This window comes from Candidatus Polarisedimenticolaceae bacterium, assembly GCA_036275915.1.
Lineage (GTDB): Bacteria > Acidobacteriota > Polarisedimenticolia > Polarisedimenticolales > DASRJG01 > DASRJG01.
Genome location: DASUCV010000004.1, coordinates 178,963 through 197,887 on the forward strand (window position 1 = coordinate 178,963; position 18,925 = coordinate 197,887).

General features: G+C 69.1%; 19 protein-coding genes. 6 read left to right on the top strand and 13 right to left on the bottom strand.

Features of this window, described 5'->3' with window-relative positions; genetic code table 11:
- Positions 1-121: 121 nt before the first annotated feature.
- The 12 genes from VFV19_03015 to VFV19_03070 all read right to left on the bottom strand — a co-directional run bounded on the left by VFV19_03015 (position 122) and on the right by VFV19_03070 (position 8,839).
- Positions 122-1,897, bottom strand: coding sequence for an AAA family ATPase (locus VFV19_03015; protein HEX4823261.1), 1,776 nt, complete (start codon positions 1,895-1,897; stop codon positions 122-124).
- Positions 1,894-2,067 (bottom strand): hypothetical protein, encoded by a 174-nt coding sequence (locus VFV19_03020; protein ID HEX4823262.1) that lies wholly within the window; start codon positions 2,065-2,067, stop codon positions 1,894-1,896. The genes VFV19_03015 and VFV19_03020 overlap by 4 nt, the downstream gene beginning before the upstream one ends.
- A complete protein-coding gene (locus tag VFV19_03025) occupies positions 2,064-2,255 on the bottom strand; it encodes a hypothetical protein (GenBank protein ID HEX4823263.1) in 192 nt (63 codons plus the stop codon). Before VFV19_03025 ends, VFV19_03020 begins: the two co-directional genes overlap by 4 nt.
- Positions 2,252-2,470 (bottom strand): helix-turn-helix domain-containing protein, encoded by a 219-nt coding sequence (locus VFV19_03030; protein ID HEX4823264.1) that lies wholly within the window; start codon positions 2,468-2,470, stop codon positions 2,252-2,254. The genes VFV19_03025 and VFV19_03030 overlap by 4 nt, the downstream gene beginning before the upstream one ends.
- Positions 2,467-2,742 (bottom strand): helix-turn-helix transcriptional regulator, encoded by a 276-nt coding sequence (locus VFV19_03035; protein HEX4823265.1) that lies wholly within the window; start codon positions 2,740-2,742, stop codon positions 2,467-2,469. Before VFV19_03035 ends, VFV19_03030 begins: the two co-directional genes overlap by 4 nt.
- 29 nt (positions 2,743-2,771) lie before the next feature.
- Positions 2,772-3,422 (bottom strand): hypothetical protein, encoded by a 651-nt coding sequence (locus tag VFV19_03040; GenBank protein ID HEX4823266.1) that lies wholly within the window; start codon positions 3,420-3,422, stop codon positions 2,772-2,774.
- Positions 3,423-3,588: 166 nt separating this feature from the next.
- Positions 3,589-3,741: a hypothetical protein gene (locus tag VFV19_03045; protein ID HEX4823267.1), complete on the bottom strand. Its 153-nt coding sequence runs from the start codon at positions 3,739-3,741 to the stop codon at positions 3,589-3,591.
- A 116-nt stretch (positions 3,742-3,857) separates the two neighbouring features.
- A complete protein-coding gene (locus tag VFV19_03050) occupies positions 3,858-4,985 on the bottom strand; it encodes a DUF4238 domain-containing protein (GenBank protein HEX4823268.1) in 1,128 nt (375 codons plus the stop codon).
- Between the two features lie 14 nt (positions 4,986-4,999).
- Positions 5,000-5,368, bottom strand: coding sequence for a DUF2513 domain-containing protein (locus VFV19_03055; protein ID HEX4823269.1), 369 nt, complete (start codon positions 5,366-5,368; stop codon positions 5,000-5,002).
- 225 nt (positions 5,369-5,593) lie between these two features.
- Entirely contained in the window at positions 5,594-6,601 is a 1,008-nt protein-coding gene (locus tag VFV19_03060; protein HEX4823270.1) for a hypothetical protein, read from the bottom strand.
- 130 nt (positions 6,602-6,731) lie between these two features.
- Complete coding sequence (gene mnmA / locus VFV19_03065; protein HEX4823271.1) at positions 6,732-7,781, bottom strand: tRNA 2-thiouridine(34) synthase MnmA; 1,050 nt, start codon at positions 7,779-7,781, stop codon at positions 6,732-6,734.
- The gene (locus VFV19_03070; protein ID HEX4823272.1) at positions 7,778-8,839 is read right to left on the bottom strand and encodes a cysteine desulfurase family protein; all 1,062 of its coding nucleotides are present in this window, start codon (positions 8,837-8,839) and stop codon (positions 7,778-7,780) included. Before VFV19_03070 ends, mnmA begins: the two co-directional genes overlap by 4 nt.
- A gap of 23 nt (positions 8,840-8,862) precedes the next feature.
- Here VFV19_03070 and ileS point away from each other — a divergent pair, with 23 nt between their 5' ends.
- The 6 genes from ileS to VFV19_03100 are packed head-to-tail and all read left to right on the top strand — an operon-like array spanning position 8,863 to position 15,657.
- On the top strand, positions 8,863-11,781 hold the full coding sequence (ileS, locus tag VFV19_03075; protein ID HEX4823273.1) for an isoleucine--tRNA ligase: 2,919 nt from the start codon (positions 8,863-8,865) through the stop codon (positions 11,779-11,781).
- Positions 11,781-12,599 carry a prolipoprotein diacylglyceryl transferase gene (locus tag VFV19_03080; protein ID HEX4823274.1) on the top strand — a complete coding sequence of 273 codons (819 nt, stop codon included), beginning with the start codon at positions 11,781-11,783 and terminating at the stop codon, positions 12,597-12,599. Before ileS ends, VFV19_03080 begins: the two co-directional genes overlap by 1 nt.
- Positions 12,596-13,549: an RluA family pseudouridine synthase gene (locus tag VFV19_03085; protein HEX4823275.1), complete on the top strand. Its 954-nt coding sequence runs from the start codon at positions 12,596-12,598 to the stop codon at positions 13,547-13,549. The genes VFV19_03080 and VFV19_03085 overlap by 4 nt, the downstream gene beginning before the upstream one ends.
- Positions 13,546-14,355, top strand: coding sequence for a DUF2520 domain-containing protein (locus tag VFV19_03090; protein ID HEX4823276.1), 810 nt, complete (start codon positions 13,546-13,548; stop codon positions 14,353-14,355). Before VFV19_03085 ends, VFV19_03090 begins: the two co-directional genes overlap by 4 nt.
- A gap of 7 nt (positions 14,356-14,362) precedes the next feature.
- Entirely contained in the window at positions 14,363-14,950 is a 588-nt protein-coding gene (locus VFV19_03095; GenBank protein HEX4823277.1) for a hypothetical protein, read from the top strand.
- Complete coding sequence (locus VFV19_03100) at positions 14,899-15,657, top strand: phosphatase PAP2 family protein (protein ID HEX4823278.1); 759 nt, start codon at positions 14,899-14,901, stop codon at positions 15,655-15,657. The genes VFV19_03095 and VFV19_03100 overlap by 52 nt, the downstream gene beginning before the upstream one ends.
- Here the strand turns inward: VFV19_03100 and VFV19_03105 are convergent.
- The gene (locus tag VFV19_03105; protein ID HEX4823279.1) at positions 15,618-18,887 is read right to left on the bottom strand and encodes a thioester reductase domain-containing protein; all 3,270 of its coding nucleotides are present in this window, start codon (positions 18,885-18,887) and stop codon (positions 15,618-15,620) included. The two genes, VFV19_03100 and VFV19_03105, sit on opposite strands and share 40 nt — an antisense overlap.
- Positions 18,888-18,925 lie beyond the last annotated feature (38 nt).

Sequence of the window (18,925 nt, forward strand, 5' to 3'; positions counted from 1 at the left end):
TACCCCCCTCGCGCGGGGGAAGACTCCTTACAGTCGTCTCTTCCCCCCCGACGCGCGATGTCTTGCGGGGGCTGTCGATCCGACACCTTCCGATACCCTCCGATACCAGCACGAGAAGCGTTCATTTCTCGGGCTCCTTGGTATCGGGCTCATCTCCGACACCTTCCGATACCGACACGTAGAGCGGGCTCCCGTTCACTTTCCTGCCCGTGTCCTTCAGGAGACCGGCCGCCACGGCGGCCTTGATCGAGTCGACGATGGTCGTCGGGGCGCCGAGATTCGCGGCCTTCGCCTCGGCCTGCGTCGCCTCGCCCTTCCCCTTGAACCAAGCGACGGTCGCCCTCGCCGTCGGCGACAACACCTTCGACGTGGCCGTGCCGACGTACGTCAGCGTGAACGATCCATCCGCGTGCCACGTCGGCTCGAGCGTGAACGGAGACGGCTTGCGCGCGCCTCTAACCTTCTCCGGCCCGACCTTCACGAGCCCGTCGTCATCGCTGAGGCTGAAGATCGTGTCGGTCGAGGCCCACAGGTCGACGCCGCCGCGGTAGGACGTGCCGTCTTTCCCGGAGTGATGGAGGATCACGAAGAGGAGCTCATGCTTCTCGGCGAGCCCGCGGAGCATGAGGTGCAGCTCGTTTCCGGCGTCGTTGTCGAGGTCCCACTTCACGCGCTGGCCGTTGACTTCCTTCGGCCGCAGGCCGGTAAGCGAGTCCAGGATGACCGCGTCGTAGGGTCCGGTCGATTCGATGATCGCGGGGAGGTCGTCGGTCGTGATCCGGTTCTCGGCGCTTGCGGCGAAGAGGTAGAGCAGCTCGCCGTCGAGCTTGGCCTTCCCGAGCCCCTTGAGGCACTTCTCCCCGATCTCCCGCAGCTCGCCCGCCGACTCCTCGCAGGCAATGACGAGCGCCCGCTTCCACCGCTTCTCGATCCACAGGTCCGGGTGCCCGAACAGGCGACCGCAGCCGGTGTCGACGAGCATCTCGTGACAGAGGGTCATCGCCGTGTGGGTCTTCCGTCCGCCCGGCGTCGCCCACATGACCGCGAGGCCCTTCTCGCGCAAGAGGTTCTTGACGGCGAACTTCGGTTTCGTAGGCTTGATCGACTCGTCGTAGAGATTGACGGGGACGATCGCCGGCATGCTCGGCGCGGGGGTGCCGTACGGCACGAACTCGTCGAGCGTGTGGCCGCCCTTGAGGTGGTCGAAGCCGTCCTTTCCAATCCGCGCCTCGACGACCCCCACGGATGCCGCGATGCCCTGTAGGTGATGCCGAACGTCTAGGGCATGCTTTCGTCCCGGCTCATCCTTGTCGGCGACGATGACGACGCGAGCGCCGCGGAGCGTCTCGGAGTATTCGGGCCGCCACTTCCCGGCGCCTCCCGCGTTTGTCGTCGCGATGAAGCCGGACCCTTCGATCGCGTTGATCGCGTCGGCATCCTTCTCGCCTTCGACGACGTAGATCGTTTCGTCCTGGCGTACCGCCTCGACGAGGTCGGGGAGGCGGTAGAGCACGCGGCGCGCGTTCGCCATGTTCCAGACCCAACCGCCCGCACCATCGGGGCGCCGCTGTCGAAAGTCCTTCGGATCGAATCGCACGACCTGGAAGAGCACGTCGCCGTTCTCGTCCGTGTAGTCGTAGGTCTTGACGATGCGCTCGGCCTTCGTCGCAGCGACGAACAGGTCGGTCATCTTCAGCCCGACGCGGGCGACGATCTCCTCGCATGGGCAACCCGCCTGACAGTGGACGAGCGCGCGGCCGTCGTCGCCTTCCTCGAGGTGCGCGCTCGGCGTGTGGTCCTCGTGCGCCGGGCACCGGAAGTCCCACCCGCGGCCATTGCGCTTCGGCTTGCAGTCGCACGCCGCGAGAGCGTCGAGCACACGCTGGACGGGGCTCACTGTTCGCGTCCTTCCGGCTCGCCGACGTGCACGAGCAGCGTGCGCTCGCCGTGACAGCACGGGCACGCGGCGACAATCCCTCGGCCGTCCGCCGTAAGCTTCGGTTCGCAGCCGTGCTCCTCGAGCGCGTCGAACATCTTCCGGAGCGCCTGCGCGGCCTGGGCGGTCATGCCGCCCGCCTCCGGGCTTCACGTCGCCGCAACTCGACGAGATCCTTCAGCCACGCGGCCCTAGCCTCGGCGATGTGCACGAACCCATGCGCGCGCCGGCGACACTCCGCGGCGTCGGCTCTCGACTCCCACGCGAACCGCGCGAGCGCCTTGAGCGGGATGATCTCGTCGCGGGGGCGGTAGTTCACTTCGACCTCGTCGCCTTGCTACGCGTGCGCTCGAGGAACTCGTCGAGCTGCTCGCGCGTGACGAGGATGACGTGGCGCTTACCCTTACCTACCCGGTGGCACCCGAGGGTGCCGTTCCTCGTCCAGTCGTGAAGCGTGGACTTCGGGACGCCGAGCATCCCGGAGAGCTCGTCCAAGCGGAAGGCAAGACGCTCGGGAGCCGCCGACGCAGTCATCGGGCCGCCTCGGCAAGTTCACGATCGGCGGCCGGTTGCGGTTCCTCGAAGAGCGCCATGATCGGGAGGCCGAGGGCCGCCGCGATCGTCGCCTGCTCGTCGGCCGTCGCCGGAAGAAGTCGCAGCTCAATCCGAGAAATACGCGACTGCGACAGGCCGCAAAGCCGCGCGAGCGATGCTTGAGAATGCAGGCAGCCGCGCCTGTGAGCCTTGAACGAGAGGCTCCGGGCAAAGGCATGGCCGGTGGGCTTGCTCGCGTCGATTGATTCCACGCGAGAAGTTTCACGGCTGCGGGCTTCGGTTAGGTCTGTGTAACCCGTCGCTTTTCGGCGTGAGGTTGCACACCGATGGCGATCGCTGCGTGGGGTTGCCTCTTTCGCCGCGCGCGCTCAGGTCGCGCGATGTCGAGGACACGATCGTCGGACAACTCGACGCCCTGCTCTACCAGAAACGCGCTCACGATTCGGACGGCAAGGCTCGAGGCCGTCGGCCTGCGACCAATCCTCACGCGCTCGAGGATTCGCCGAACCCTCTCACTGATCGCATCGGACGCACCGCGCCGGAACATACCGACGTCGAGCGCGTCGGCGATCTCTACGGCTGACCTTGCGATCGCGCCGTCGAGCCATCCGAGAACGACGAGCACGCTTCGATACAAATGGCGGATCTCGGTCTCTGCCGCCTTCGCCTCAAGGGGTGTATCGCCGAGCGTTGTCGTGCGTCGGCCGGGTCGACGATTCGTCGTGCGCTTGAATGCCGTGACGGCCGCTCCGAAGTCTTCGACGCGCTTGTGGATCGCCATGAGGCGGTCCCACTCGCCCGAGCCGTGGAGCTCCTGGTAGAGGTCCATGAGGTCTCTTTCGGTGCGAATCGGAACTTCGATGAGCCTCGCGCCCATAGGCTCGGTGTCGTCCGGCGCGGTGCGTTTCCGGCGAACCGTCACGAGCTTCATGCCCGGCGATGGCTGGAGAGCGTGGACCGGCGACGGCCGGTAGAACTCGCGGAGGGAGAAGCGTTGCATCCCGCCTCCTGTCGGCGGTCCTGAAAGGGTAGTGACGGCCCCGCAGGCGAGTCAGGTTCCCGCCCCGGTAGCTATCCGGTGCGGGGCCGGCGCGATTCTACGACGATCTCAGACGGCTCAGAATGACGAGGCCCGCGCCAACGGCAAGGAGGCACGCGAGCGACAACGGCACCGAACGCGGGAAGGCGGCGGCCGCGAGAAGGCCCGCAATGCAGAGCGCGACTCCGGCGAGCCTGGTCATGGTTCTCATTCGCAACCCCCGCTGCAACCCGCGCCGCCATCCCGGTCCTGCGAGGGGTAAAGGCGTCCCCGCTGCGCGGGCAGGAGCCGCATCCTCTGGGTCGAGGGTGCGGGGCCGCGCGGATTCTATCGCGCTCGGCGACTCGGGGGCACGACCTCCAAGGACACGAGCTCGCCCCGACGATCGGCAGGCCTCGGACGGTAACTGTCCGGAGCGCGGTCAGGCTGCTCGCCGCGCGCGTCGCGGCGGACGGCTGCATTTGCCCGATGACCTGCCGCCCGCTTCGAGTGAGGCACTCGCTTCGCACGACGACGAAGTTCGCAGACGGACAGGTTGAGGTGCGCCTGCGGCATGAGCTGGAACGCGTGCACCTGGCCTTCTCTTGGGTCGTCGACGCGTTCGTACACCTCGACGTTCATCGCCTTCGGCGCCCGCAGTGGTGCGTAGCGATCGACGAGCCGCCTGATGCCGGCGACGTCGTTCTCGTCGGAGAGCAGGATGCTTTCATCGGCGCTGAGAACCTGGAGGCCGTTGAGCATCTCGACGTCGCGCGCGGTCACGGCGATGGCATCCCCCGAAGCGAGCTTATACACCGCAGGATCGAACAGCATGACGGTGACTTCCGGCGACACCGGCAAGAAGACCTGAAGGCCGCGCTGGGCGATCCCGAGTACTCCGGTTCCGTGCACTCCCTCGCAGAATTGGTTGTACAGAAAGACCGGATCATCCGACGTTACGAACCGCACGCCGGTGGGGGCGACAAGGGTACGCATGTGAAGATCGACAAGACCGTGCGCTGCTTCGTTCACAACGCCGAGCGCGAGCCTCATCGCCTCTACTGACGAGATCGGCCCCGACCAGCCGTCGCGCACGAGCTCCGGTGACATCGGGCCGAGCGCCTTCCGCATGTTTTCCCAAGACTCCACTGACGATTCAACGGCGGCGACGCTACGACGGTGCTGAAGGGCGATGAACGTAACCAGGTGTCCCATCGTCGCCGTATTTCGGGCGGGAGGTCGTTGCGTCAAGATCACTTCTTGAACGACCGGCGCGAACGCATCTTCGAGCTTCTGGAGCCGCTCCTCAAGACCGGGAAACTCCCCGTAGAAACTCGGCTCACAGCACTGGTCGCGAAGACTCGCCTTCAAGAAGGCCTCACGCCGCTCGAGGTTAAAGACGTGGATCTGCCGAGCGTTCTGCGAGAACGCCCTCAGGTAGAACTTCGGCACGAAGTGATGCCGGCCAGTGTCCACGTCGCTCGCCCCCTCTATGCGAGGCCCATCTGCGCCTTCGCGATTTCCGCGGCCACCTTCGCGAAGACCTCGATCGACGCTGACCGCAGTTGCTCGCCGATCGTCGCCTTCGTCTTGGTCCACACCTCCGGCGTGCGGATGTTGTCGAGGTAGTCGTGCCCGGTGGACGTGAGGCGGAGGACGGTGAAGACGGGGACGGGGCGCTGTTGGAGGTCGAGGAACCTCGCCTGCACGAAGCCCGCATCGTCGAGCAACTGAACGTGGTAACCGATCATCGTCTTGTCGAAGCCGTCGATCGCCAGCTCGCTCTCGCTGAGCGGGCCCGGGCCGGCCTCTTCCACGCGGAGAAGGATCGCTCGCAGAAGATCGTGATCGCGCTTCATTCCGTCACCCGCCCGCAGGTGTCCGCCTGGGTGTCCAAGCTGCGCGGATTCTACCGGCGTCGTCGGATTTGTCGGATGAAAAAAGAAAGGCCCGGCGTGAGAAGTGCCGGGCCTTTCAGCTACTTGCGTTGCTTGGGAAGCTGATGCTCTACCAACTGAGCTATTCCCGCACTCCGAGGACGCTCCAGACTACCGGGCGCCTGCTCGTTCCGTCAAGCGAGGGAATCACTGAGGGAGGACGCCGTCTCCCTCCTGGCTCCGGACGTCGCCGTCGATGTTGTCCGTCCCGTAATCGAGCACCGGCTCGGGGACGACGACCCGGAAGGTGTTCCCGGAGTATTCGTTACCGCTCGACAGCTCATCGAAGACGATGCCGTGCGCGCAGCCGCCCTGGAAGGCGTTGGCGTCGATCCAGCCCGCGGTGCCGAAGTTGACGCCGATGCTCGTGTTGCCGGGGCCGCAGCGGCCGATACGGTTCAAGTCGAGCTTGGCGTCGGAGGTTTGCGTGAGCGTGACGTAACCGTTCACGCTGTTGCGCGCGACGTAGATGTCGGAGGCGCCCTCGCCGGCGTTCTCGCCGCCGATCTCGAGGTTGCCGCCGATCGTGTTCGACGCGATGAGGATGTGCGCGGTGTCTCGCTCGCTGTTGCCGCGGACCATGATCGAGCCGCCCCGCGAGACGTTGCCGACGATGTTGCCGCCGTCGTCGCCGAGGACGACGATGTCGCCGCCGATGAGGCGGTTGCCGCGGACGTGGGACTGCGGTCCGCCGACGTTGTTGACGACGAAGATCCCGCCGCTCGTGAACACGCTCCGGGTGAGCGTGATGACCGTGTCCTCGACGTAGAGGTCGGCGGACTGGAACTGCGCGCCGTCGATCGTGAGCGTCGGACGGCACGCGTCGGGCCCGCCGGTCATCGAGACGAGCCCGTACCCGCCGGCGACGACGCCGTTCCTGAGGGTGAGCGTGCGGCAGCTGTCGTCGTCGTGGGTGGCGCGGACCTGCACCACCGGTGCGCCGTACGCCGTGATGGTGTGGCCCGCGAGGTCGATGTCCGCGTTGACCTCACCGGACAGCTTGATCGCCGGCTGAAAGATCGCGTCGATATCGGCGACGAGCACGTAGCTTCCGGACTGCGAGATCGTCATGGGCGCGCCGCCGATCGGAATCCGGCCGGCGAACGCCGCCGTGGCGAGACACGTCGCCGCAAGAACGAGGACTGGAGCTTTCATGGTGCTGCGCCTCCCCTGGCCCGACGGCCCTTACGATCGCAGGGCGCATGCCGACGAAATCGGTCGGTTCGGGGGCCTCAGCGGGCGGCGCGACGTCGAACTTCGTAACGGACGTTACGGAGAGGAAACGTCAGGACGCGATCCAGCCGCCGCCGAGCACGAGGTCGCCGTCGTAGAAGACGGCCGCCTGGCCCGGCGTGACGGCGCGCTGCGCCTCTTCGAACGTGACGGTCGCGGTGCCGTCCCCGTGGTCGCGGACCTCCGCGATGACGCCCTCGTGCCCCGAGCGGATGCGTGCGGTGGCGCGCAGAGCTCCGGCAGGACGGTCGAACGGGAGCCATCGCACCCGATCGATCGTGCAGGTCTCGCGGTAGAGATCCTTCTCCTCGCCGACGACGACGCGATGCGCCGCGGCATCGAGGGCGATGACGTAGAGCTTGCCGCCGGTCGCGACGCCGAGACCGCGCCGCTGACCGATCGTGAACTGCGCGATGCCGCCGTGCGAGCCGAGCGCCCGCCCCGAGCGGTCGACGATCTCCCCCGCGACACCGGTGCCGACCATGCCGCGATAGCTCTCACCCTTGGCGACGAAGCAGAGGTCCATCGACTCCGGCTTCTCGGCGGTGGTGAGGCCCATCGCGCGCGCCTCCACGCGCACCGCGTCCTTCGTCAATGCGCCGAGCGGGAACTCCGCGCGGCGGCGCTGCTCCTCCGAGAGGTCGAAGAGGAAGTACGACTGGTCCTTGTCGTCGTCCGCGGCGGTGCGGAGGAGCGTGCGCCCGAGCGCCGGATCGTAGTCGAGACGCGCGTAGTGGCCGGTCGCGACACGATCGGCGCCGACCCCGCGGGCACGCGTGAGCAGCGCGTCGAACTTGACGAAGGTGTTGCAGCGCACGCACGGCGACGGCGTGCGGCCCGCGGCGTAGTCGTCCTTGAACGGCTCGAGGACCGCGCGGCGGAAGTCGTCCTCCATGCCGAGGACGTAGTGGGGGAAGCCGATCGTGTCCGCGACGGCGCGCGCGTCCCGGAAGTCGTCGGGAGAGCAGCAGCGCCCGTGCCGGTCCGCGGCGAGATTCATCGAGAAGCCGACGAGGCGCCGGCCGAGGCGCGCGAGGAGGCCCGCGGCGACCGAGCTGTCGACGCCCCCGCTCATCGCGACCGCGGTGAGGTTCCCGTTCATCGGCCCGCCATCGTAGCGCGCGCCAGAAGCCCGGGGAGGATTCCGAGGAGCGTGTCGACGTCGCGCTCGGTCGAGGACCACCCGAGCGAGAAGCGGACGGCCTGAGATCCCTCTCCCATCGCGCGGAGGACGTGCGACGGCCTCGCCGCCCCGGAGGCGCACGCCGAGCCGGTCGACGCCGCGACCCCTGCGAGGTCGAGCGCGATGACGAGCGTCTCGCCGGGGACGTCGGGGAAGGTGACCGAGGTCGTGTTCGGGACCCGCGGGACCGAGGCGCCGTGCACGCGCGCGCCGTGCGGAAGACCCGCCTCGAGCCGGTCGCGGAGCGGAGCGAGATCGCGGTCGTGCTTCGTTGCGGCGCACGCGGCGCCGAACGCCGCGATGAGCGCGACCGCCTCGGTGCCGCCGCGGCGGCGCCTCTCCTGCGCGCCGCCGGCGATGAGCGGCGTCAGCGCCAGGCCGTCGCGAACGATCAACGCGCCGGTGCCCTGCGGGGCGCCGAGCTTGTGGCCCGAGAGCGCGACGAGATCGGCGCGCGGGATGGGAATCTTTCCCGCCGCCTGCACCGCGTCGACCAGCAGTGGGATGCCGAGATCGCGGCAAACCGTCGCGATCTCCTCGACCGGCTGGAGGACCCCCGTCTCGTTGTTCGCCGCCTGGATCGCCGCGAGCGAGACGCCGGGACGGAGCGCCTCGATGAACCGGCCGGCGTCGACGCGTCCGCTCCGCTCGCACGGTACGAGGATCACGTCGAGGTTGCGCACGCCCTCGAGCACCGCCGAGTGCTCGATCGCGGAGACGACGACCGTCCCGGCGGCACCGTGCAGCGCCGCCGCGATCCCCTCCGAGCCGCCGCTCGTGAAGACGACCTCGCCGGGTGAGGCACCGGAGAGCGCGGCGACCTCGGCCCGCGCCTTCTCGACGAGCGCGCGGGCCGCGCGCCCCTCCTGGTGCAGCGACGACGGGTTTCCCGCCGCCGCGTCGAGCGCCGCGTCGAGGGCGCGGCGCGCCTCGGGCCGCAGGGGCGACGTCGCGTTGTGGTCGAGATAGGTCCGCATGATGCGTGTGTTACAGTACCCGCTTGCCCGAGGGCTGCCAAGTGTCGCAGAACATTGAACTTAAGAGCACGGTCCACCTGCCGCGGACCGACTTCCCGATGAAGGCGGATCTCCCGAAGCGGGAGCCGACGATCCTCGACTGGTGGGACCGGATCGACGCCTACGGGAAGATCCGCGCCGCGCGGGCCGGGCGCGCGCCTTACGTGCTCCACGACGGCCCGCCGTACGCGAACGCGAGCATCCACCTCGGGCAGGCCCTGAACAAGATCCTGAAGGACTTCGTCGTGAAGTCGCGCTCGATGCTCGGCTTCGACGCGGCCTACGTCCCCGGATGGGATTGCCACGGCCTCCCGATCGAGCTGCGCGTCGACAAGGACCTCGGCGGCAAGAAGGCCGCGATGAGCGCCGTCGAGGTCCGCGCCCTCTGCCGCGCGCACGCCGAGAAGTACATCGGTGTCCAGAAGGGCGAGTTCCGCCGGCTGGGCGTCCTCTGGGACCGGCGCACCGACGCCGAAGAGGATGCGGTCGCGGCACCTTCGCGCCGGGCGATCTATCGCACCATCGACCGGACCTACGAGGCCGAGATCATCCGGCAGCTCGCCGGATTCTTCGTCAAGGGCGACGTCTACTACGGCGACAAGCCGGTCCACTGGTGCTTCTCGTGCAAGACGGCGCTCGCCGAGGCCGAGGTCGAGTACGAGGAGCGCACCGACCCGTCGGTCTACGTCAAGATGCCGGTCGCGGGGCTGGAGAAGCGCGTGCCCGCGCTCGCCGGCCGCAAGGCCGCGATCGCCGTCTGGACGACGACGCCGTGGACCCTTCCGGCCAACCTCGCGGTCGCTCTCCATCCCGATCTTCCCTACGTCGCCGTCGACGTCGCGGGCGAGGCGCTCGTCGTCGCCGAGGGGCTCCTGCCCCAGGTCGCGGCGCTCCTCGGCTGGGGAACGCCGAAGGTCGTGGCGAAGTTCACGGGCAAGGAAGCCGCCGGCGACGACGTCCGCATCGAGCGGCCGTACCCGATGCCCTCGGGGCCGGCGACGGGCCCGGGCCTCCTCGTCCTCGGCACGCACGTCACCCTCGACGCGGGCACGGGCGCCGTCCATACCGCGCCCGGCCATGGCGCCGACGACTTCCGCATGGGCCAGGAGCACGGCCTGCCGCCGTTCAACCCGGTCGCCGACGACGGCACCTACGTCCCCGAGAAGGTCGCCCCCGAATGGCTCAAGGGCGTCCACGTGTTCAAGGCGAACCCGCTCATCGTCAAGGACCTCGAGGCGCGCGGCCTTCTCCTGCGCCACGAGCCGTACACGCACAGCTACCCGCACTGCTGGCGCTGCAAGAACCCGGTTCTCTTCCGCGCGACGCCGCAGTGGTTCATCGCGATGGAGGGAAGCGACCTCCGCGAGAACGCGATCCGCTCGATCCACGAGGGCTCGTGGCTCCCCGCGTTCGGCGAGCAGCGGATCGCGCAGATGATCGAGACGCGTCCCGACTGGTGCATCTCGCGCCAGCGCACGTGGGGCGTCCCGATCCCGGCCGTCGTCTGCACGGCGTGCCTGCCGGAGCACTCCGACGCGTTCGTGCGCGACCCCGCGTTCTTCGAGCACGTGCGCCGGCTCGTCCTGGCCGAAGGGTCCGACGTGTGGTTCGGTGGGAGCGCCGCCGAGCGGCTCGGCCGTCTCGTCCCCGCGGGTGTCGTCTGCCCGGTCTGCAAGACCAGGGAGAATCTCGCGATCCACGATCACATCGTCGACGTCTGGTTCGAGTCGGGCGTCAGCCACGCCGCGGTGCTCGGCCAGCGGCAGGGGCTTCCGTGGCCGGCCGACCTCTACCTCGAGGGGCACGACCAGTACCGCGGCTGGTTCCACTCGTCGCTTCTGGTCGCGGTCCACGACCGCGGGCGCGCGCCCTACAAGGGCGTCGTCACGCACGGCTTCACGCTCGACGGCGAAGGCCGGAAGATGTCGAAGTCGCTCGGCAACGTCATCTCGCCGCTCGACGTCACCGACAAGCGCGGCGCCGAGATCCTCCGGCTCTGGGTCTCGATGATCGACTACCTCGAGGACATGAGGCTCTCGCCCGAGATCCTCGACCGCAACGCCGAGACCTACCGGAAGATCCGCAACACCTTCCGCTTCCTGCTCGGCAACCTGGACGGCTACGACGACGGCCGCGACCGTGTCAGCTACGCCGAGATGCCGGAGATCGACCGCTGGGCGATGCAGCAGCTCGAGGCGCTCCGCCTCCGCATCGTGCAGGCGTACGAGGCGCACGCGTACCACCTGGTCTACCACGCGCTCAATGGGTTCGTCACGGTGACGCTGTCGTCGTTTTACCTCGACATCCTGAAGGACCGGCTCTACACCTTCCCGAAGACGTCGCCCGGCAGGCGCTCCGCGCAGAGCGTGCTCTACCGGATCGTCTCCGACGTGACGCGCCTCATGGCGCCGGTCCTCGCCTTCACCGCCGAGGAGATCTGGCAGGAGCTGGAGGCGCTCGAGGGACGGCCGCGCTGGGGCGATCGCTCGATCCACGCCGAGGTCTTCCCGGAGCCGCTCGGCGTTCCCGCCGACACGGCCTTGGTCGAGCGCTGGGAGAAGCTCGCTCAGGTCCGCATGGAAGTCCTCAAGGTTCTCGAGGTCGCTCGTGCCGACAAGCTCATCGGCGGATCCCTCGAGGCCCACGTCACGATCGAAGGGCCGGAAGAGCTGCTGGACTTCCTCCGCTCGTTCGGAGAAGAGCTTCGTTTCCTCTTCATCACGAGCGCGGTGACGTTGAAGCCGGGGCCCGCCCTCGCGGTCGGTGTCGCCAAGGCCGAGGGCACCAAGTGCTCCCGGTGCTGGAGCTACACCCAGGATGTCGGCGAAGACAGCTCGTTCCCCGAGGTCTGCGCGCGCTGCGCGGCCAACGTGCGGACGATCGTGGCCGAGCCCGAGCGCTGATGCATCCGATCCTCGTCGATTTCGGCACGCACGATTTGCCGTTCTTCGGCGTGACGCACCTCTTCATCCCCACGTACGGCGTGCTCTTCGCCTGCGGGGCGCTCGCCGCGTGGGCGTGGTTCGTGAAGCGGGCGAAGGCGCTCGGCCTTCCGCAGGAGCCGATCTTCAACCTCGCCTTCTACGCGCTCATCGCCGGCCTCCTCGGCGCGAAGCTGACCCTGATCGTCATCGACCTCCCCTACTACCTCGCGCACCCAGGACAGATCCTCGGGACGATCCGGAGCGCGGGGGTGCTCATGGGCGGCGTGCTCGCGGGTGCTCTGACGTTCATCGTCTACGCGCTCCGCACACGCCTCCCGCTCTTCACGCTCGGCGACGCGATCGCCGCGCCGCTCGCGATGGCACAGGGGATCGGGCGGCTCGGCTGCTACGCCGCCGGCTGCTGCTGGGGGGTCGCCTCGGACTCCTGGTGCGCGGTGCGCTTCACCAATCCCGCCGCTCACGACCAGACCGGCGTGCCCCAGGACGTACCGCTTCTGCCGGTCCAGCTCTTCGAGTGTCTCTTCGACGTCGCCCTCGCCGTTCTTCTCACCGTGCTCTGGCGCAAGCGGCCGCAGCCGGCGGGGACGGTCTTCTGGGCCTACCTCGGGCTCTACGGCGCCGCGCGCGCGATCCTCGAGCACTTCCGCGGCGACGAGGTGCGCGGCCTCTGGCTCGGCGGCGCGATCTCGACCTCGCAGATCTTCAGCATCGTCGCGGTCGTCGTCGCGGCGGCGTTCCTCGTCCACGACCGCACACGGCGCATCGCGCGGGCATGAGCGCCCGCCGCGTCACCCTGGCCGTGACCGCTTCGGCCGCGGGGATGAGGCTTGACACCCTCCTCGCCGCCGAGCTTCCCGAGCTGACACGCTCGGCGTGGAAGCGCCTCATCGAGGAGCGCAGGGTGACGATCGACGGGCGTGCGATCGGAAAGGCCGGCCTCCCGGTGAAGGAAGGCATGGCGCTCGCCGTCGAGCTGCCCGAGCGCGAGACCTCCGGCCTCACCGGGGAGGCGATCCCGCTCGAGGTGCTCTACGAGGACGGCGCGATCGCCGTCGTCGTGAAGCCCGCGGGGCTCGTCGTCCACCCCGGCCACGGCGCGCGCCGCGGGACGCTCGTCCACGCGCTCCTCGGGCGCGGGATGACTCTCGCCCCGGCCGGAGGCGCCGACCGCCCGGGGATCGTGCACCGCCTCGACAAGGGCACGTCGGGCGTCCTCGTCGTCGCGAAGACCGACGCCGCGCATCGCGCGCTCGCCGCGGCCTTCGCGCGGCGCGAGGTGAACAAGACCTACCGCGCGCTCGTCTGGGGCCGCCCGCAGCCTCCCGCGGGGCGGATCGAGGATGCGATCGGACGGAGCCGGTCCGATCGCACGAAGATGACCGTGAGCGCGAAGCAAGGACGCCCCGCGACGACCGTTTACCGGACCGTCGGCTCGTGGCCCGGCTTCGCGCTCCTGGACGTCGATCTCGTCACCGGCCGGACGCACCAGATCCGCGTCCACTTCGCCGCGCGGCGGCATCCTGTGATCGGCGACACGCGCTACGGCGGCACCCCGTGGAAGACGATGCGCGACCCGGTGCGACGCGCCGCGATCGCCGCCTTCCCGCGCCTCGCCCTCCACGCGCTCCGCATCGCCTTCGTGCACCCGGTCACGGGCGCCGCGGTCGCCTTCGAGGCGCCGGTCCCGCCGGAGATCGACGCGCTCGTCGGCGCGGTGAAGCGTTGATCGCGATCCTCGGCGCCGGCGCCTTGGCGCGTGCGGTCGCGCCCAAGCTCGCGCCGGCTGTCGTCTGGTCGCGTGATCCGAAGGACGCGAAGGCGATCGCAAGAAGCAACAAAAGGCTTCGCGCGGTACGCGACCTGACCGCCGCCGTGCGCGATGCGGAGATCGTCTTGCTCGCCGTTCCGGATGCCGCGGTCGGCCCGCTCGCCGCGCGTCTCGCGCGACTCCGGCGGACGTGGAGCGGCATCGTCGTCCTCCACGCCGCGGGGGCGCTCGGTCCCGAGCCCCTCGCCCCTCTCGAGGCGGCGGGCGCTTCGACCGGGGTCCTCCACCCCCTCGCGGTTCTCGGAACCCGCGGGGCGAAGATCGCCGGTGCCGCAGCGCGGATCGAAGGCGGTGCCGAGGCGCGCGCGGCGGCGAGGCGCCTCGCGAAGAACCTCGGCCTCCGTCCCCTCCCCACCGGGAAGGGTCTCGACCGCCCCGCCTATCACGCGGCCGCGTCGCTCGCCTCGAACGACGTCGTCGCCCTCCTCCTCGCGGCCCGGGCGCTCCTCGTGCGCGCCGGCGTCGCCGAAGCCGCCGCGGCCCGCGGGGTCGTGGCGCTCGCCGAGAGCGCGCTCGCGGTCGCCCGCCGGCACGGGATCGAAGGGGCGCTCTCCGGCCCGGCGTTCCGCGGCGACGCGGCGACGGTAGCCGCCCACCTCCGCGTCCTCGGCATGTCCGACCGGGAGACGGCCGCCGCCCACCGCGCGCTGTCGAAGACCTTGACCGCCCTCGGCCGTGGCCGGAGGCGTAGGCTCACGGTATAGTCCTGCGATGCTCCGCAAGGGATTGACGCTCACGGCCCTCGTCCTCGCCGGCGCCGCGGTGTGCTGGGCGGCGACCGAGCAGAAGACGAAGCTCCACGGGATCGGCACCGACACGGTCGGCCTCATGAAGTCCGATCCGACGAACGTCGGAACGTTCGACGGCACGTGGATGTACGTGAACCGCGATTCCCACTTCGCACTCTGGATCCGGACGAAGAACGGGAAGCGCCAGGCCAAGCTCCAGTACCAGAGCCTCGCGGGCCCCGAAGCGTTCGAAACCGATTGGGACGGGAAGGCGACCTACTACATGGCGGGTCATCCGGTCACGTTCGAGCTGAAGCTCGCGTCGGCGGATGCGAACAAGCTTTCCGGTGCCTGGAACTGGGACCTCGAGATCGGCGACTCGGCTCGCAAGGAGAAGGCCGACATCGTCGTCTACCGCACCGTCTACGGGCGCACGCTCCAGATGGACTTCAACAACTACGAGAAGACGATCCGCAAGAACGGCGTCGACCAGACCGCAAAGGTGCCGACGTCGTGGGCGTGGATCAAGGTGAGCAAGCGCGAGCTGCTCTGGGCGGAGCTCCCCTTCTGAGAGCCGGGACCGAGCGCGCGCTTCTGAGCGCGGCCGTCATCGCCCTCTTCGTCACAGGCTACTTCGCGATCGGCCACGCGATCGCGCCCGAGAGCGCCCACGACCTGACGAGCGCGTGGGACCGGCGGATCCCCTTCGTCGACTGGACGGTGTGGATCTACCTCTGGCTCTTCCCCGCGTCGCTGCTCCCCCTCTTCGTCGTGCGGTGCCCCCGCCTCTTCCGGCGCACGATCGTCGCCTATGCGCTCGTCATCGCGGCGTCGCTCGCGGTCTTCGCGGCGTATCCGGTGACCTCGGCGCATCTCCGCGAATCCGCGGGACCGCTCGACACGTCTCGACTCTCGCCGTGGGCGGTCGCGACGATCTACCGGCTCGACCCGCCGGTGAACCTCTTCCCTTCGCTCCACCTCTCGATCGCTCTCCTCGCCGCGCTCTCCGCGTGGATCGCCTCCCGCGTCTACGGTGCTGCGATCGGCGCCGGCGTCGTGCTCGTCGCGATCTCGATCTTGACGGTCAAGCAGCACGTGCTCGCCGATGCGGCGGGGGCGCTCGTCGTCGCGGGTCTCGCCTACGTCGCGGTTCTGCGGACGTACCGTCCCGCGCCGGGCGTCGTTCCAGCCTACGGGTGGCGCGGACCGGCGGCGTACGCGGGTCTCACGCTCGCGGTCTACGCCGGTTTCGTCGCGGCGTTCTTGCTGCGCTCCTGAACGATCCCCTCGCGCAGCATGAACTCCATCAGGTAGGACACCGTCTCCTCGAGCGGCGGGTCGGGGCGGAATCCTGCGGCCTCGGAACGCGCCTCGCGGTAGCGCGCGTTGTCGTACCGCTTGTGCTGCATCGCGGCGAGCTTCTCCTGCGACCGCGTGAAGAAGTCGAGGAGCGGGTAGACCGGATCGTCCTGCGTCGCGCGACGCCCCATCTCGGCGACGAAGCGCGGGATGTCGTGATAGACGAACGGGTAGCCGTAGCGCTCGGTGATGACGCGCGTCACGTCGGCCATGTTGTAGTAGCGGTCGACGGTGGCGTGGTAGGTCCCGCCGGAGGGAAGCTCGGCCGCGATGAGCGCCGCGAGGTTGTCGGCGACGAGATCGGCCGGCAGGAAGCTCACCTGGTTCTTCGCGTCGACGGCGACGCCGTGCCGGATCATGAACGCGAGCAGGCGGACCGCGATGTCGTCCTTGCTCCCCACGCCGTTCGTCGCCGCGGAGATGAGCGACGGGCGGTAGACGCGCACCGGAAGCCCCTGCCGCCCCGCGGCGTGGACGAGATGCTCGGCGACCCACTTGCTCTGCGCGTAGCCGAAGTCGAGGTTCTCCATCGCCTCGTTGGCGTCGGTCTCGAGCAGGCGCGCCTTCGCGGTCCACCCGTAGATGAAGGTGCTCGAGACGAGGTGGAACTCCTTGAGGACGCCGCTCCGCGCGAAGCGCAGGAGCTCGCGCGTCCCGTCGACGTTGTGCGGGCGCAGCGCGTCGTAGCCGAGGACGTAGTTGACGAGCGCGGCGTTGTGGCAGACCGCCTGGACCTTGGTCGACAGCGTGCGCCAGGTCTCCGCCTTCATCCCGAGGTTGTGGCGCGCGACGTCGCCGCAGACGACGTGGACCCGCCTCTCGAGCGCCTCGTCGATCTCGGGGGTCCAGAGCTTCGAGCGCCGCAGGGCCGCGCGGATGCGGTCCATCCCGTGAACGGGATCGGTCGCCCTCACGACGGCGTGGAACGTGTACGGCGTCTTCCGGAGGAGCGCGCTCAGGAGGAACGGGCCGAAGAAGCCGGTCGGTCCCGTGAGGAGCATGCTCGTCACTGGCTTCGCGGCCGGGACCGCGGGCTGCGGCTCGAGCACGGCGTCGGCGCGCATGCACTCGCGCTCGTACTCCTCGTGGTCCTTCTGGATCTTGGCGAGGACGTAGCGGAGCGCCGCGATCGGCTGGTCGGCGGCGCGCTCGAACTGGTCGAGGAACGAGAAGAACTCCGCGATCGTGAGCCGCTGGAGGAGCTTGACGTCGACGTGGCGAACGAGCTCGCCGGCGCCGTGCTCCTCCAGAAGATCCTTGATGTCCTCGATGAGGCGGACCATGGTCAAGGAGTCGATCCCGATCTCGGCGAACGGGTACTCCTCGTGCCCCGTCAAGTTGTACAGCTCGACGATGTACTGGAAGCGCTCGCGGAGACCCGACACGTCGCCGGCAGGCTCCTGCTCCTTCGCCGACAGGTGCACGGCGAGGGCCTCGATCTCCCCCGCGAGCCAGCGGCGCCGTGTCGCCGCGCGCGCGATCTTCCCCGACGTCGTCTTCGAGATCGTCTTCGGCGTGACGAACGCGATCGTGTGAGGCTCGACGTAGTACTGGGTCCGCACCGCGCGCGCGATCTCGCGCGGGTCGGGAAGCTCCTTCGGCGTCCGGACCTCGGCGAGGACGACGAGCCCCTCGCCTTCGTCCTCGACGTCGAACGCGGCGGCCCCGCCGGTGCGGATCCTGGGCGACGACGCCTCGACGATCTTCTCGATGTCCTGCGGGTAGTAGTTGACGCCGCGGATGATGATGAGGTCCTTGATCCGCCCGCAGACGTACAGCTCACCTTCGAGCAGGAACCCGAGGTCGCCGGTCCTGAGGTGGCGCGGGCCGTCCTCCTCGCCTGCGATGCGGGCGCCGAACACCTCTTCGGTGAGGTCGGGCCGCTTCCAGTACCCGGCGCACGTGCTCGCCCCCGAGAGCCAGATCTCGCCGATCTCTCCCTCGCGCTTCGCCTCGCGCGTCTCGGGATCGACGATACGCACGTCGACGCCCGCGAGGGCCGCGCCGCAGCTCACGAGGCTCACCTGGTTCGCGTTCTTCGCCTGGTGCGGCTCGAGGTGGAGCTTCCGCTGCTGGAGGAGGCGCTTGTTGACGGTGACGACCCGGCGCCCGTGGTTCGTGACGCACAGCGTGTTCTCGGCGAGCCCGAACGCGACGACGTGCGCCTCTCGTCTCAGGCCGAGCGGCCCGAACCGATCGTAGAAGCGCTCGAACGTGTCGGCCCTCACCGGCTCGGCCGCGTTCATGAGGACGCGGAGCGAGCTCAGGTCGAGCCCGCGGATCTCGTCGTCCGGCAGCTTCTCGTCGCGGAGGCAGTACTCGAATCCGAAGTTCGGCGACGACGTCCACGTCGCGCGCACCTTGCTCACGGTCTGCATCCAGAGCGCGGGACGCTTCAGGAAGTCGAGAGGCGAGAATCCCCACACGGAGCCGCCCGTGATCGCGGGGAAGAGGTAATAGCCGATCAGCCCCATGTCGTGGTACTGCGGGAGCCAGGACACCGCGACCGGCGGATGATCGAGCGTCGCGAACCCGTTCTCGATGATGTTCCGGTGCGTGACGATCACGCCCTTCGGATCGCTCGTCGAGCCCGAGGTGTACTGGAGGAAGAGCGCCTCGCCGGGCGTGTCCGTGAAGCCGTCGGACGCCACGCCGCGCACGTCGTCGGTCGTGAGCCACTCCAGATTCGGCAGCCCCGGCGCGCGCCGCCAGGGCGAGGAGATCTTCCGCTTGGCGAGGAGGAGGCGGTAGCTCCGGTAGAACCCGCGCGTCGTGAGCGCGTGCTTCGCCCCGGAGTCGCTCGCGACGAACGTCAGCTTCGCCAGGCCGATCTCGAAGTTCATCGGCGTCGGCGGGTAGACGGGGACCGGGATGACGCCGATCCGCGCGCAGGCGAAGAACGCGGCGATGATCTCGAGGCCGGGAGGGTAGACGAGGAGGACGCGGTCGCCGGGCTTCAATCCTTCCTTCGTCTTCAGGTGCTCGGCGAGGTGGCGGGTCCGCTCGTGGAACGCGAGGTACGTGTAGGTGTCGCGCTCGCGTCCCTCGCCGTCGAGGTAGGTGTAGAGCGGGACGTCGGGTTGGTTTCGGGCGTGCTCGGTGAGGTAGTCGGCGAGCGCGGGCCGCTGCCGAAACCGCGACACGGTCATGCCGAAGCCCCCCTTGAATTCCCGGAGCATACGGCGTC